Here is a 13291-nt window from a genome sequence, read left to right on the forward strand (position 1 = left end):
CCCAGCTGGAGCGTGCGAAATTGCACGCGGGTACAATCCCTCTTTTGGAGCCCTGACAATGCGCTTGCTTGGAAATGCGCTCACCTTCGACGATGTGTTGCTGGTGCCGGCGTTCTCCCAGGTCCTTCCCAAGGACACTTCCCTCGCCACCCGTTTCTCCCGCAACATCACCCTGAACCTGCCGCTCGTTTCGGCGGCCATGGACACGGTGACCGAAGCGCGCCTGGCCATCGCCATCGCGCAGGAGGGCGGCATCGGCATCGTCCACAAGAACCTCACCGCGCAGCAGCAGGCCGCCGAAGTGGCGCGCGTCAAGCGCTACGAGTCCGGCGTGCTGCGCGACCCCGTGGTCATCACGCCGCAGCACACCGTGCGCCAGGTGCTGGCGATGCAGGAGCAGCTGGGGATCTCCGGCTTCCCGGTGCTCGATGGCGGCAAGGTGGTCGGCATCGTCACCGGCCGCGACCTGCGCTTCGAGACGCGCTACGACGTGCCGGTGAGCCAGATCATGACGCCGCGCGACAAGCTGGTCACGGTCAAGGAAGGCACCACCACCGCCGAGGCGCGCGCGCTGCTGAACAAGTACAAGCTCGAACGCCTGCTGGTGCTGAACGACGCTTCCGAGCTCAAGGGCCTGATCACCGTCAAGGACATCACCAAGCAGACCAACTTCCCCAACGCCGCGCGCGACGCATCCGGCCGCCTGCGCGTGGGCGCCGCGGTCGGCGTGGGCGAGGGCACCGAGGAACGGGTCGAAGCGCTGGTGAAGGCCGGCGTCGATGCCATCGTGGTCGACACCGCGCACGGCCACAGCAAAGGCGTGATCGAGCGCGTGCGCTGGGTCAAGCAGAACTATCCGCAGGTGGAAGTGATCGGCGGCAACATCGCCACCGGCGCCGCCGCCAAGGCGCTGGTCGAAGCCGGCGCGGACGGTGTGAAGGTCGGCATCGGCCCCGGCTCCATCTGCACCACGCGCATCGTCGCCGGCGTCGGCGTGCCGCAGATCACCGCCATCGACAACGTCGCCACCGCGCTCGCGGGCAGCGGCGTCCCGCTGATCGGAGACGGCGGCATCCGCTATTCGGGCGACATCGCCAAGGCCATCGCCGCCGGCGCCAGCACCGTGATGATGGGCGGCATGTTCGCCGGCACCGAGGAAGCGCCGGGCGAGATCGTGCTGTACCAGGGCCGCAGCTACAAGAGCTACCGCGGCATGGGCTCCATCGGCGCCATGCAGCAAGGCAGCGCCGACCGCTACTTCCAGGAGTCGAGCACCGGCAACCCGAACGCGGACAAGCTGGTGCCGGAAGGCATCGAAGGCCGCGTTCCGTACAAGGGCTCGATGGTCTCGATCATCTTCCAGATGGCAGGCGGCGTCCGCGCGGCCATGGGCTACTGCGGCTGCGCCACCATCGAGGAAATGCGCTCCAAGGCGGAATTCGTGCAGATCACGTCGGCCGGCATGCGCGAAAGCCACGTGCACGACGTGCAGATCACCAAGGAAGCGCCCAACTACCGCGCCGACTGAAAGAAGCCGACTCAACCGAAAAGGGCCAGAATTTTCTGGCCCTTTTTCTTTTTCGCGCTAAAATATGGCCAGTTCATCCTCCGGTCGGACCATAAATTGCAGACTGTCCCCATCCACCAGGCCAAGAGCCAGCTCTCGGAACTCATTCGCGCCGTGGAGCAGGGCGAGGAGGTCGTGCTCACGCGCCATGGCAAGCGGGTCATCCGCCTGATCAAGGAGCCGGAGACCGAGCAGCCCAGCCTCGAAGGCCGGCGCCAGGCGATCCTGGCGGAGCTCGAAGCCCTGCGCGGCAAGGTCGGACGCGGCGAGCCGGCCTTCCAGGAACTCTGGGAAGAGCACAAGCGCGAGCGCGACGCCCGCGGCGATGCCTGGACCGACGAACCCAAGGTGCCGCGTGCTGGTCGTTGATGCCTCCGCCTTCGCCAGCTGGGCTTTTCCCGACGAGGCCGGCGACAAGGTGTCGCAGGCGCTGATCCGCGTGATGACCGAAGAAGAGAGCGCCACCAGCGCCGCCATCTTCCCGCTGGAGGCGCTCCATGCCGCCGGCCGCGCGCTGGCCCGCGGGCGCTTCACGCCGAGCGCGCACCAGCACGTGCTGCGCCTCCTCAGCCGCCTGCCGGTGGCGCTGGCGCCGCTGCGCGTGTCGCCGCTGGAATTCTGGAACTGGTCGCAATCGCTGGAGCTCACGCCCTACGACGCGGCCTACCTCAAGGTGGCGGTGGACCTGAAGGCGCCGCTGGTCACCATGGACCGCGCCTTGCAGCGCGCCTGCCTCAAGCTCGAACATCCCCTGATCACCGACCTGGCCTGACCCTCATGCAACACGACAAGATCCTCATCCTCGACTTCGGCTCCCAGGTCACGCAGCTGATCGCCCGCCGCGTGCGCGAAGCCCATGTCTATTCCGAAGTGCATCCCTGCGACGTCAGCGACGAGTGGGTGCGCGAGTACGCGGCGGACGGCAAGCTCAAGGGCGTGATCCTTTCGGGCAGCCACGCCAGCGTGTACGAGGAGACCACGGACAAGGCGCCGCAAGCCGTGTTCGAGCTGGGCGTCCCGGTGCTGGGCATCTGCTACGGCATGCAGACCATGGCCCACCAGCTCGGGGGCAAGGTGGAGGGCGGCCACAAGCGCGAGTTCGGCTTCGCCTCCGTCCGCGCGCGCGGCCACACCGAGCTGCTGCGCGACATCGCCGACTACACCACGCCCGCGGGCCACGGCATGCTGAACGTGTGGATGTCGCACGGCGACAAGGTCACCGAGCTGCCGCCCGGCTTCAAGCTGATGGCCTCCACCGAAAGCTGCCCCATCGCCGGCATGGCCGACGAAGCGCGAAAGTTCTACGCGGTGCAGTTCCACCCCGAGGTCACGCACACCGTGCAGGGCCGCGCGATCCTCGAGCGCTTCGTGCTGGGCATCTGCCAGGCCAGCCCCGACTGGGTGATGCGCGACCACATCGCCGAAGCGGTGGAGGCGATCCGCAAGCAGGTGGGCGACGAGGAGGTGATCCTCGGCCTGTCCGGCGGCGTCGATTCTTCGGTGGCCGCGGCGCTGATCCATCGCGCCATCGGCAACCAGCTGACCTGCGTGTTCGTCGACCACGGCCTGCTGCGCCTGCACGAAGGCGACATGGTGATGGACATGTTCGCGGGCCGGCTGCACGCCAAGGTGGTGCGCGTCGATGCCGCCGACCTGTTCCTCGGCAAGCTGGCCGGGGTCAGCGATCCGGAGCAGAAGCGCAAGATCATCGGCGGCCTGTTCGTCGACGTGTTCAAGGCCGAAGCCGCGAAGATCAAGCAGACGCATGCGCGCACGGTGGCCTGGCTGGCCCAGGGCACGATCTACCCGGACGTCATCGAGTCGGGCGGGGCCAAGAGCAAGAAAGCCGTCACCATCAAGAGCCACCACAACGTGGGCGGCCTGCCGGAGCAGCTGGGCCTGAAGCTGCTGGAGCCGCTGCGCGACCTGTTCAAGGACGAAGTGCGCGAGCTGGGCGTGGCGCTGGGCCTGCCGCCGGAGATGGTCTACCGGCACCCGTTCCCCGGCCCCGGCCTGGGCGTGCGCATCCTCGGCGAGGTCAAGAAGGAATACGCGGAGCTGCTGCGCCGCGCGGACGACGTCTTCATCCAGGAACTGCGCAACTTCCGCGACGAGGCCACGGGCAAGACCTGGTACGACCTCACGTCGCAGGCGTTCACGGTTTTCCTGCCGGTCAAGAGCGTGGGCGTGATGGGCGACGGCCGCACCTACGACTACGTGGTGGCGCTGCGGGCGGTGCAGACCAGCGACTTCATGACCGCAGACTGGGCCGAGCTGCCCTATGCGCTGCTGAAGAAGGTGTCGAGCCGTATCATCAACGAAGTCCGCGGCATCAACCGCGTCACCTACGACGTGAGCAGCAAGCCGCCGGCGACGATCGAATGGGAGTGAGGCCGTGAGCGCTGTGCGCGTCTCCGTCGTCATGGTCGACGACAACCCGCTGCACCTGCAGCGTTACCGCGAAAACCTCGCGCGCGACACCAGCCTGGTGCTGCGCGGGGAGTTCGCCACGGCGCGCGACATCATGGCCGCGATCGGCGCGCTCAAGCCCGACGTCGCGCTGGTCGACCTGGGCCTGCCCGATGGCAGCGGCTTCGACGTGATCCGGCACATCCGCCAGGTGTCGCCCCAGACCGCCGTGATGGTGGTGTCGGTGTTCGGCGGCGAGCGCAACCTGCTGGAAGCGATCGAAGCCGGCGCCACCGGCTACCTGCTGAAGGACAGCCTGCCCGACGACTTCAACGCCAGCATCCATGCGCTGAGCGCGGGCGAGTCGCCGATCAGTCCTTCCCTGGCGCGCCTGCTGCTGGAACGCATGCGCCCGGGCATGGCGCCGGTGGTGCGGGTGCCGACCGCCGCTCCGGTCGCGCCCGCGGCCGCCCCCGACACGGCGTCGCCGCTCTCGGCGCGCGAGACCTCCATCCTGGAGGCGATCGCCCGCGGCCGCAGCCTGGCCGAGATCGGCGCCGCGCTGAACATCTCGCCGCTCACGGTGAAGACGCATGTGCAGAACATCTACCGCAAGCTGGAAGCCACCTCGCGCCAGCACGCGGTGTTCCTCGCGCAGCAGCGCGGCCTGCTGAAGCTGTGAAGCGGCTCGCGCTGCGGCTGGCGCTGGCGCTGGTGCTGGGCTTCGCGCTCAACGCCGTGCTTTACCACTTCATGCGCGATGCGGCCGAAGGGCCGGTGATCGAGCTGACGCAGCTGCGCTTCATCAAGTCCGACGATCCGGCGCCGCCGGGGGAGGGCGCGCCCTGGGTGCTAAGGGCGCTGCCGGACAACTGGCACAAGACCAATCCCGGCCAGTCCGGCTACGGCTGGTACCGCGGCAGCTTCACGCTGGAAGAAGCGCCGGTCGAAACCTGGGCAGCCTACCTGCCGACGGTTGCCACCATGCACCACGTTTTCCTGAACGGCGTGGACATCGGCGGGGCCGACATGAGCGGGCCCATGCGGCGCACGCTCGGCCGGCCGATCCTGGAACCCATTGCGCCGCAGCTGCTGCTGAAGGGCCGCAACGAACTGCTGGTGCGCCTGCGCGTGGCGCCGAACCTGCGTGGCGGCCTCGGCCCGGTGACGCTGGGACCCCTCACGACGCTGCAGCCGCGCTACGAGCAGGCGCAATTCATGCGCGTGGCCTTGCCGCGGGCGCTGAACCTGGCGCTGTTCTTCGTCGGCCTGCTCGTGCTGCTGCTGTGGCTGCGGCGGCGCGAGGAACGCATCTATGGCGTGTTCGCCGCGCTCGCCCTGGTCTGGTCGCTGCGCAACTTCCACTACTTCGTCTCGCTGGCCTGGATGCCATCCGCGCTGTGGGAAGCATTCGTGCTGGGGAGCCTGGGGCTGGTGGTGGTGCTGAACTGGATCTTCATGCGCAGCTACACCGGCCTCGCGCCGCGGCGCCGCGAGCGGCTGCTGCTGCTTGCCGCGGTGCTCGCCTTCCCGCTGTTCGCTCTGACGCCGCCTGCGCTGGCCGCCGCTGTGCGCCTGCCCTGGTACGTCGCCTGTGCCGGGCTGGGGATCTGGACGATCGCGCTGTTCCTCAAATCGCTGCGCGGAGCGGCGGCGCAGGGGGCCGGGTCGTGGGTCGTGCTGGGCGCCTTGTTTGCGACCTTGCTCCTGGGGCTGACGGACCTGGCGGTTTCCGCGCAGCTGCTTCCCTTCGGGCCGGCCGCGCGCATGGCCTACGGCGCTCCCTTGCTGCTGTGCGCGCTGGTCTTCGCGCTGGCCGAAAACTACTTCCGCACCTACGACCAGGCGCGCCAGCACACCGCCGACCTGGAACGGCGCGTGCACGAACGCACGCGCGAGCTGGAACGCACGCACGAGCGCCTCCGCGCACTGGAACGCGTTGCCACCCTGGCCGCCGAACGCGAGCGCCTGATGGGCGACATGCATGACGGCATGGGTTCGCAGCTGATCACGACGCTGGAGGCGGTGGAGCGCGGCGAGCCCCGCGACATTCCCGGGCTGCTGCGCGGCTGCCTCGACGACTTGCGCCTGCTGATCGACTCGCTCGATCCGTCCGAGCATTCCTTGCAGCTCGCGCTGGGCAACCTGCGCTATCGCCTGGAGCCGCGGCTGCGCGCCGCCGGCATAGCCCTGGACTGGGAAGTGCAGGACGACCTGAGCCTGCCCGCGGCAGGCGCGGGCCTGCAGGTGCTGCGCATCGTGCAGGAAGCGGTGGGCAACGCGGTCAAGCATGCCGCGGCCACGCGACTGCGCGTGAGCCTGCTCGCCGAAGGCAACTCGCTGCTGCTGCAGGTGGCCGACAACGGTCGCGGAATCGCGCCGCCTGCGGGCCAGGCGGTACCGCCCAGTGCGCAGCGCGGCATCGCCGGCATGCACACCCGCGCTCGCCAGCTCGGGGGAACGCTCGACGTGGCCAGCGATGCGTACGGCACCACGGTCACGCTGCGGCTGCCGCTGCCCGCAACGCCTGCCCTGGATACTCCGAGCCGAGTATAGGAACGCGCCACCCCGCCTCCTACAGTGCGGCTGCGGCCCGCATCGGGCCCTCCTGACCAGCGCCTTGCCTCCTCCTTCCACTCTTTCCTGGCCGCGGCTTGCGTGCCTGGCCGCCCTGGTGGCCGCCGGCAACGCGCTCGCCGCGGTGGGCTACATCGCCGCGCCCGGCGGCCTGCTGCTGCAGGCGAGCGGCGACGACGCGGTGCTGGCCGCGTGGAACCGGCAGTCGCCGATCCAGGGTTTCTCGGGCTACGGCCGCATCCACCTCGAAGGCCGTTGCCTGACCGCCCGCGCCGAGGGCGCGCCGCTGCGCTGGGAAGGCTGCCGCCTGGGCGACAAGGCGCAGGTGTGGAAGCTGATCGGCGATCGCCTGAGCAACGAGCTGGAACATTGCGCCGAAGTGCTGGCCTCGGGCCGCGTGCAGGCGCAGGCGTGCAACGGCGAGACGGGGCAGCGCTGGAAGGGTTTGCAGACCGAAGGCGCCGAGGACGTGGCGCGCGGCATCGCCGATCCGCTGGTGCGGCGCATGTTCCTGCGCACCGTCGCCGCCGCGCCGGCCGGCGGATTGGTCAGCCTGACCACCGGCCTGCCCGTGCAGTTCGTGGTTGCCGGCGCCCTGGATGGCGTAGTGGTCCATCTGGGCGGCGGAACGGTCGTGCGGCTGGCCGCCAGGGGCTGACGCGCGCGGCACAATGGGGCCATGTACGAGCCGCCCCAATTCAAGTCCGCCGATCCTGCGATCGCCGCGGAGCTGATGCGCGCCCACCCGTTCGCCAGCCTGATCTCGAACGACGACGACGGCTTTCCCTTCGCCACGCACCTGCCGCTGCACCTGGAGGAGCGCGAAGGCCGCTTCGTGCTGCTCGGGCACTGCGCCAAACCCAATCCACACTGGCGCTACCTGCAGGCGCGTCCGCGCGCGCTGGTCACCTTCCACGGGCCGCATGCCTACCAGTCGCCGAAGATCTATCCGGACCTGGCCCGCGTGCCCAGCTGGGTCTACCTGGCGGTGCACTGCGAGGTGCGGGCCACGCTGGTCGAGGATCCCGCTGGCAAGGACGCCTTGCTGAAGAAACTCATCGGCGACCACGAGCCGCCGTACGCGCAGCAGTGGCGTGACCTGGGCACGGAGTTCCAGCACAAGATGCTGGCGGGCATCGTGGCCTTCGAGCTCGCGGTGGAGCGCTGGTCCTGCAAGCTGAAGTTGAACCAGCACCGGCCCGAGTCCCACGCCAGGATGAAGGCGATCTACGCGGCGGGCAACGACGACGAACGCGAATTGGCGGGCTGGATGGACCGGCTCGGTTTGGGAGGGGAACGATGAAAGCGATATTCAGCGTGGTGGGCCTGTTGGTCGTGGTGGCCATCATCGGCGTGCTGGCGAAGAAGCAGTTGAGCGCCGGCGTCGCGCCGCCCGTCACCACGCAGGGCGTGACCGTGCCCGCGGGCACGCCGCAGCAGCAGGTCAAGCAGTTCGAACAGGCCGTGCAGGGCGCCATGCAGCAGGCGCCGCGCACCACGCCCGACGACACCAAGTGAGCACGGCCGCCGGCGACGCGGGCTTCATGCGCGAGGCGCTCGACCTCGCGCGCGAGGCGGCGGCGGCCGGCGAGGTGCCCGTGGGCGCCGTCGTGGTGCGCGACGGCGTGGTCATCGCGCGCGGCCACAACCGGCCGGTGGCGGGGCACGACCCGACCGCGCACGCGGAAATCCAGGCCCTGCGCGGCGCGGCGGATGCGCTGGGCAACTACCGCCTCGACGGCTGCGAACTCTTCGTCACGCTGGAGCCTTGCGCGATGTGCAGCGGGGCGATGCTGCATGCGCGGCTGGCCCGCGTGGTCTACGGCGCCGCGGATCCCAAGACCGGTGCCGCCGGTTCGGTGGTGGACCTGTTTGCCGAACCGCGCCTGAACCACCAGACCGCGGTGCAAGGCGGCGTGCTCGCCGAGGACTGCGGTGCGCTGCTCTCGGACTTCTTCCGCCGGCGGCGCCAGGAAACGCGCAGCACGGCGCAGCCGCTGCGCGAGGATGCGCTGCGCACGCCGGAGCAGCGCTTTGCCGGGATCACCGGCTATCCGTGGGCGCCGAACTACGTCGACGACCTGCCGGCGCTGGCCGGGCTGCGCCTGCACTACCTGGACGAAGGCCCGGGCGAAGCGCCGCTCACGTGGCTGTGCCTGCACGGCTCGCCCGGATGGAGCCATGCCTTCCGCGACATGATCCCCGAATTACTGGCCGCCGGCGGGCGCGTGGTGGCGCCCGACCTCGTCGGCTTCGGCAAGAGCGACAAGCCCAAGCGCGAAAGCGCACACGGCCTCGCCTGGCATGTCCAGGTGTTGCGCGAACTGGTGGAGCGCCTGGACCTGCGCGGCGTCGTGCTGGTCGCGCAGCAGGCCGCCGAGCCGCTCGCGCGCGCGCTGGCCGCGGTGCAGCCGCAGCTGTATCGCGGCTTGTTTGTCGTGCAGCCCGGGCACGATGAAGGCGATGCGCCTTTCCCCGATGCCGGGCACCGCGCCGGCGTGCGCGCCTTCGCGGCGATGACGCCGCAGGCCGATGACCACGCGCCGACGCTGCCGCTGCTGCGCGCGAACGGGCCGGCCAGCGCGCAAGCCGCACGGGAAGCAGTGGGATACTTCCGCCCGTGAAGCAACGCATCTACATCTATTCCCCCTCCAGCGCGGTTCGCAACAAGGCGGCCGTGCGGCGGGGCATCGCGCGCCTGAAGGCGATGGGGCACGAGGTCGAACTCGATCCGGCCATCTTCGCCACGCACATGCGCTTTGCCGGCGACGACGAGATCCGCCTGGCCGCCATCGAACGCGCGGCGCGCAGCGGCGCGGACGTGGCCATCATCACGCGCGGCGGCTACGGGCTCACGCGCCTGTTGCCCCGCATTCCCTACAAGCTGGTGGCCAAGGCCATCGACAAGGGCACGAAGTTCGTCGGCTTGAGCGACTTCACCGCTTTCCAGAGCGCCGTCCTGGCCGAGACCGGCCGCATCACCTGGGCGGGGCCCGCGGTAGGTGAGGACTTCGGCGTGGAGCCCGAGCCCGACGACATCATGCAGGCCTGCTTCGAGGACCTCGTCGAAGGGCAGGGCGAAGGCAGCGGCTGGCAGTTGCCGAAGTCCGAAGCGCTGGCCAAGCCGCTGCAGGTGAAAGGCACGCTCTGGGGCAGTAACCTGGCCATGCTCGCCGCGCTGGCGGGCACGCCGTGGATGCCCAAGGTGAAGGGCGGGATCCTGTTCCTGGAGGACGTGAGCGAGCATCCCTACCGCGTCGAGCGCATGCTCACGCAGCTGCTTTATGCGGGCGTGCTGCAGCAGCAGAAGGCGATCGTGTTCGGCCAGTTCACCAACTGGCTGCCGGTGCCGCACGACAAGGGCTTCAAGATGAAGACGGTGGTGGACTGGCTGCGCACGCAGGTCAAGGCGCCGGTGCTGACCGGGCTGCCGTTCGGCCACGTCGCGACGAAGGTTTGCCTGCCCGTGGGGGCGGAAGTGACGCTGGCGGCGGAGGAGCGGGATGCGTTCCTGCTCTGGGGCCACATGCACTGACGCCGGCGGCGTCAGCCCATGAGCGGGCTGGGGCGCGAGTTCAGGCTGCCAGGCAGCAGCCCATGGAACATCTCGGTGATGTGCGCCACTTTCTCGCGGGCGGCCGCTTCGCCTTGCGTGGCCGCCAGCGCGGCCATCAGGTCACCGCGGAGATACCAGAGCGCCTGCACGTCGTTGGCGTAGCGGATGCGGCGCGTGACGTTGGGGAACTGCTTGATGCCGGTGTCGCCCAGCAGGGTGAGCATGGCCTCGCGGATGTCTTCCGTCCCCGTGTCCAGCGTCGAATCGGTCGGCCCGGACGGATTGCCGAGGAGACCGTAAATGCTGCTGCGGATGCTGCCTTTGAACCAACGCATATCTGTGGATTGTCGGCAACGACAAAAGGGATGGGACGGGGAGTCAAATTATCCCCAAGCGGCCGCCAAGGCAACGTCGGCGGCGTGCACTAGTTGACGGGGCAAAGGATATTTGAATCAAGGGCTTGGCAAAACAACGTCAGGTGTTTTCTCGCTTGACGTGCAACTGAATACATTTTAGTTACAACTAGCCCGGCAGCGGCGTAAGCTCGCGGGATGGACACGAAAGCACTCGACATGCAGGCGGTGGCCACGCGGGAGGACGTCGCGCGGCAGCTGGGCGGCCTGACGCAGGACGAGATCGCGGACCTGCTGCTGCGCCACCTGCAGCGCATCGCGCAGCTCGAACACCAGCTGCGCGTGCTGCAGGCCTCGCAGGCCCAGTACATCCATTCGGTGCACCTGGAGCGGGACGGACCCGCCCCCTGGCACGAGCCTCATGCCTGAGGCTCAGCCGGCGTAGCCGGGGTTGGGCAGGGCGCCCACCAGCGTCGGCAGGCTGGCCTGCCGCGCGGCCACGCGCCCGCCCTTGGCCTGGAGCCACTGTTCCACCAGGTCCCAGACCGGCGGCGTGTTGGCCGTCCTGGCTTCCTCGCTGACCGGCGCCCAGCCCGCCACCTTGTACTTGCGGTCGGCGGCGATGGGCTGGCCGCCCAGGCGCATGTCGGTGATGCGACTGCCCATGGCGGCGGAAGGATCGATCGCGTACTGCAGCCCGCCCACGCGCACCATGTCGCCGCCTTGCTGGTAGTACGGGTCGGGGTTGAAGAGGTTGTCGGCCACGTCTTCCAGCACCGTCTTGAGCATCTCCCCGCTCATCTCGCTGACGGTGCTGTACGAATAGGTGGTGGCGGTCATGTCCATCAGCCACTCGCGAGTGATGGCCTGGCCGGCGAGCAGGGACGTGCCCCAGCGGAAGCCGGGCGAGAAGGCGATCTGCGCGCCTTGCACGTCCAGCAGCGCATCCAGCAGCAGCTGGTCGCCGGTGCCGTTGAAGTTGCCGCGGCGGTACAGCGTGCCTTCGGTCACGGCCAGCACCTCGCCGAGCTTCGCCTCGTAGGGCGCGCGCACCTTGGTGATCAGCGCCTGCATCGCCGGATCGGCCGGCAGCAGGTTGGCGAACACGGGCAGCAGCGTGTAGCGGAAGTCCGCCAGCTTGCCGCCCTTCACGTCCAGGTCCAGCACCGCCAGGAACTTGCCGTTGCTGCCGGCGTTGGTGACGATGGTCTTGCCGGACTTGTTGCCGACGATGCTCGCCACGGGCATGCCGTCGTGCGTGTGGCCGCCGAGGATGGCGTCGATGCCGGTCACGCGCGATGCCAGCTTCAGGTCGACGTCCATGCCGTTGTGGCTCAGGAGCACGACGACCTGCGCACCCTTGCCGCGCACCTCGTCCACCACCTTCTGCATCGCCTCGTCCTGGATGCCGAAGGTCCAGTCGGCGACGAAGTAGCGCGGGTTGGCGATCGGCGTGTACGGGAAAGCCTGGCCGATGATGGCCACCCGGGTCCCGTTGATCTCGCGCAGCGTGTAGGGCTCGAACACCGGGTCGCCGAAGTCGGCGGTCTTGACGTTCTGCGCCAGGAACTGGATCCTGCCGGCCAGTTCCCTGTCGACGATCTCCTTCACGCGGTCCATGCCCAGCGTGAATTCCCAGTGGCCGGTCATGATGTCCACGCCCAGCAGCTTCGCGGCCTCCACCATGTCCTGGCCGCGCGTCCACAGCGCCGTGGCCGACCCTTGCCAGGTGTCGCCCCCATCGAGCAGCAGCGCGCCCGGCCGGCTCGCCTTCAGGCGCTTCACCAGCGTGGCCAGGTGCGCGAAGCCGCCGACCTTGCCGTAGCGGCGCGCCGCGGCATCGAAGTCGAGATAGGTGAGGGCGTGCGCTGCCGGCGTGCCGGCCGGCACCTTGGCCACGCGCAACAGGTGCTCGCCCACCAGGTGCGGCAGCTGCCCCTTCATGGGGCCGATGCCGAGGTTCACGCTCGGCTCGCGGAAGTGCACCGGCAGCAGCTGCGCGTGGCAGTCCGTCATGTGCAGCAGCGACACGTTGCCGAAGCGCGGCAGCTCGTACATCGCTTCGCCGGCCGTCGCGGCATTCGCGTCGGCCCAGCGGCCCAGGCCCATGCCGGCGACCGCGCCCGCCCCCAGCACCTGGAGGAAGTCCCGCTTCGACAGGTTCACTTGTTGACCGGCGAGGCAGGGTCCAGCAGCAGGGCCATCACGTGCTGGATCTGGGCTTCGGTGAGGTTGCCCATGTGGCCGGCGCGCGGCATGTTGGAACAGGCGTTGTAGGCCTTGGCGTTCCAGATCTTGCCCCAGGTGTATTCCACGATCGGCTTGGAGGCGGCGCTGCTGGGGTCGCTCACGCCGCGGATCTTGCCGTAGTTGTAGAGGCTGGGCCCGATGGTGCCGAAGGAGATTTCCTCCTTCGTGATCTGGTGGCAGTTGTAGCAGTTGCCGCCGTTGGCGCCACCGGCGGTGTCGGTCCAGGTGAGGCCGCGGCCGCTTTGCGCGATCGCTTCGCCCTGCTTCCAGTCGCCCAGGAACTTGCCGCCCGCGGGCCACTTGACCGTCTTCAGGTTGGCTTCCTCGATGCGCTTGGCCGTGGCGGTATCGAGCGGCTTGCCGCTGACGTCGGCCTCGTTGCAAAGCTTCAGCGTCTCGTCGATCGCGGTGACGCGCTCGATGTTGGCGATGCCCTTGGTGTGGAAACCGCTCTTCACCATGTCCTGCGCCATCTTGTCGAGATCGGCGCCGGACGGCGTGGAGGCGCAGCCGACCACCGCGGCGGCAACGGCCAGCGCGGTCCAGGCGATGTGGATCTTTTTCATGAGTGCAGCTCCC

15 protein-coding genes are annotated in these 13291 nt (G+C 69.1%); 12 read left to right on the forward strand and 3 right to left on the reverse strand.

Translation table 11 applies throughout. The features are described from left to right. Positions 1-58: 58 nt before the first annotated feature. The 11 genes from guaB (at position 59) to LZ009_RS12240 (ending at position 10088) form a co-directional block, all read left to right on the forward strand. Positions 59-1528 carry an IMP dehydrogenase gene (gene guaB / locus LZ009_RS12190; RefSeq protein ID WP_275698199.1) on the forward strand — a complete coding sequence of 490 codons (1470 nt, stop codon included), beginning with the start codon at positions 59-61 and terminating at the stop codon, positions 1526-1528. A gap of 96 nt (positions 1529-1624) precedes the next feature. Then, positions 1625-1936 carry a type II toxin-antitoxin system Phd/YefM family antitoxin gene (locus tag LZ009_RS12195; protein WP_275698200.1) on the forward strand — a complete coding sequence of 104 codons (312 nt, stop codon included), beginning with the start codon at positions 1625-1627 and terminating at the stop codon, positions 1934-1936. Next, positions 1923-2339 (forward strand): type II toxin-antitoxin system VapC family toxin, encoded by a 417-nt coding sequence (locus LZ009_RS12200; protein ID WP_275698201.1) that lies wholly within the window; start codon positions 1923-1925, stop codon positions 2337-2339. The genes LZ009_RS12195 and LZ009_RS12200 overlap by 14 nt, the downstream gene beginning before the upstream one ends. A 5-nt stretch (positions 2340-2344) precedes the next feature. Further along, positions 2345-3958 carry a glutamine-hydrolyzing GMP synthase gene (guaA, locus tag LZ009_RS12205; RefSeq protein WP_275698202.1) on the forward strand — a complete coding sequence of 538 codons (1614 nt, stop codon included), beginning with the start codon at positions 2345-2347 and terminating at the stop codon, positions 3956-3958. Between the two features lie 4 nt (positions 3959-3962). Then, positions 3963-4658, forward strand: coding sequence for a response regulator (locus LZ009_RS12210; RefSeq protein ID WP_275698203.1), 696 nt, complete (start codon positions 3963-3965; stop codon positions 4656-4658). Further along, a complete protein-coding gene (locus LZ009_RS24300) occupies positions 4655-6532 on the forward strand; it encodes a sensor histidine kinase (protein ID WP_275698204.1) in 1878 nt (625 codons plus the stop codon). The genes LZ009_RS12210 and LZ009_RS24300 overlap by 4 nt, the downstream gene beginning before the upstream one ends. A gap of 118 nt (positions 6533-6650) precedes the next feature. Continuing rightward, positions 6651-7211 carry an RICIN domain-containing protein gene (locus LZ009_RS12220; protein ID WP_275698205.1) on the forward strand — a complete coding sequence of 187 codons (561 nt, stop codon included), beginning with the start codon at positions 6651-6653 and terminating at the stop codon, positions 7209-7211. 21 nt (positions 7212-7232) lie between these two features. Beyond that, positions 7233-7856 carry an FMN-binding negative transcriptional regulator gene (locus LZ009_RS12225; protein WP_275698206.1) on the forward strand — a complete coding sequence of 208 codons (624 nt, stop codon included), beginning with the start codon at positions 7233-7235 and terminating at the stop codon, positions 7854-7856. Further along, positions 7853-8071 carry a hypothetical protein gene (locus LZ009_RS12230; RefSeq protein WP_275698207.1) on the forward strand — a complete coding sequence of 73 codons (219 nt, stop codon included), beginning with the start codon at positions 7853-7855 and terminating at the stop codon, positions 8069-8071. The genes LZ009_RS12225 and LZ009_RS12230 overlap by 4 nt, the downstream gene beginning before the upstream one ends. Positions 8072-8097: 26 nt before the next feature. Then, a complete protein-coding gene (gene tadA, locus LZ009_RS12235) occupies positions 8098-9177 on the forward strand; it encodes a tRNA adenosine(34) deaminase TadA (protein WP_275698473.1) in 1080 nt (359 codons plus the stop codon). Then, a complete protein-coding gene (locus LZ009_RS12240) occupies positions 9174-10088 on the forward strand; it encodes an LD-carboxypeptidase (RefSeq protein WP_275698208.1) in 915 nt (304 codons plus the stop codon). Before tadA ends, LZ009_RS12240 begins: the two co-directional genes overlap by 4 nt. Positions 10089-10099: 11 nt before the next feature. Here the strand turns inward: LZ009_RS12240 and LZ009_RS12245 are convergent, their stop codons facing one another. Next, a complete protein-coding gene (locus tag LZ009_RS12245; RefSeq protein ID WP_275698209.1) occupies positions 10100-10444 on the reverse strand; it encodes a hypothetical protein in 345 nt (114 codons plus the stop codon). Positions 10445-10660: 216 nt separating this feature from the next. On the opposite strand from LZ009_RS12245, the gene LZ009_RS12250 reads away from it, so the two are divergent. Beyond that, a complete protein-coding gene (locus LZ009_RS12250; RefSeq protein WP_275698210.1) occupies positions 10661-10891 on the forward strand; it encodes a hypothetical protein in 231 nt (76 codons plus the stop codon). A 3-nt stretch (positions 10892-10894) separates the two neighbouring features. Here the strand turns inward: LZ009_RS12250 and soxB are convergent, their stop codons facing one another. Together soxB and soxX are read right to left on the reverse strand one after the other, a co-directional pair. Further along, complete coding sequence (gene soxB / locus LZ009_RS12255) at positions 10895-12628, reverse strand: thiosulfohydrolase SoxB (RefSeq protein WP_275698211.1); 1734 nt, start codon at positions 12626-12628, stop codon at positions 10895-10897. Beyond that, positions 12625-13278, reverse strand: coding sequence for a sulfur oxidation c-type cytochrome SoxX (gene soxX, locus LZ009_RS12260; protein WP_275698212.1), 654 nt, complete (start codon positions 13276-13278; stop codon positions 12625-12627). The genes soxB and soxX overlap by 4 nt, the downstream gene beginning before the upstream one ends. Positions 13279-13291: the final 13 nt, after the last annotated feature.

The organism is Ramlibacter paludis (assembly GCF_022012305.1).
Classification (GTDB): Bacteria; Pseudomonadota; Gammaproteobacteria; order Burkholderiales; family Burkholderiaceae_C; genus Ramlibacter; species Ramlibacter paludis.

Coding starts and splice junctions, on each gene's coding strand:
- guaB (WP_275698199.1), top strand. CDS start 59: ATGCGCTTGCTTGGAAATGCGCTCACCTTCGACGATGTGTTGCTGGTG.
- guaA (WP_275698202.1), top strand. CDS start 2,345: ATGCAACACGACAAGATCCTCATCCTCGACTTCGGCTCCCAGGTCACG.
- LZ009_RS12225 (WP_275698206.1), top strand. CDS start 7,233: ATGTACGAGCCGCCCCAATTCAAGTCCGCCGATCCTGCGATCGCCGCG.
- LZ009_RS12230 (WP_275698207.1), top strand. CDS start 7,853: ATGAAAGCGATATTCAGCGTGGTGGGCCTGTTGGTCGTGGTGGCCATC.
- tadA (WP_275698473.1), top strand. CDS start 8,098: ATGCGCGAGGCGCTCGACCTCGCGCGCGAGGCGGCGGCGGCCGGCGAG.
- LZ009_RS12245 (WP_275698209.1), bottom strand. CDS start 10,444: ATGCGTTGGTTCAAAGGCAGCATCCGCAGCAGCATTTACGGTCTCCTC.
- LZ009_RS12250 (WP_275698210.1), top strand. CDS start 10,661: ATGGACACGAAAGCACTCGACATGCAGGCGGTGGCCACGCGGGAGGAC.
- soxX (WP_275698212.1), bottom strand. CDS start 13,278: ATGAAAAAGATCCACATCGCCTGGACCGCGCTGGCCGTTGCCGCCGCG.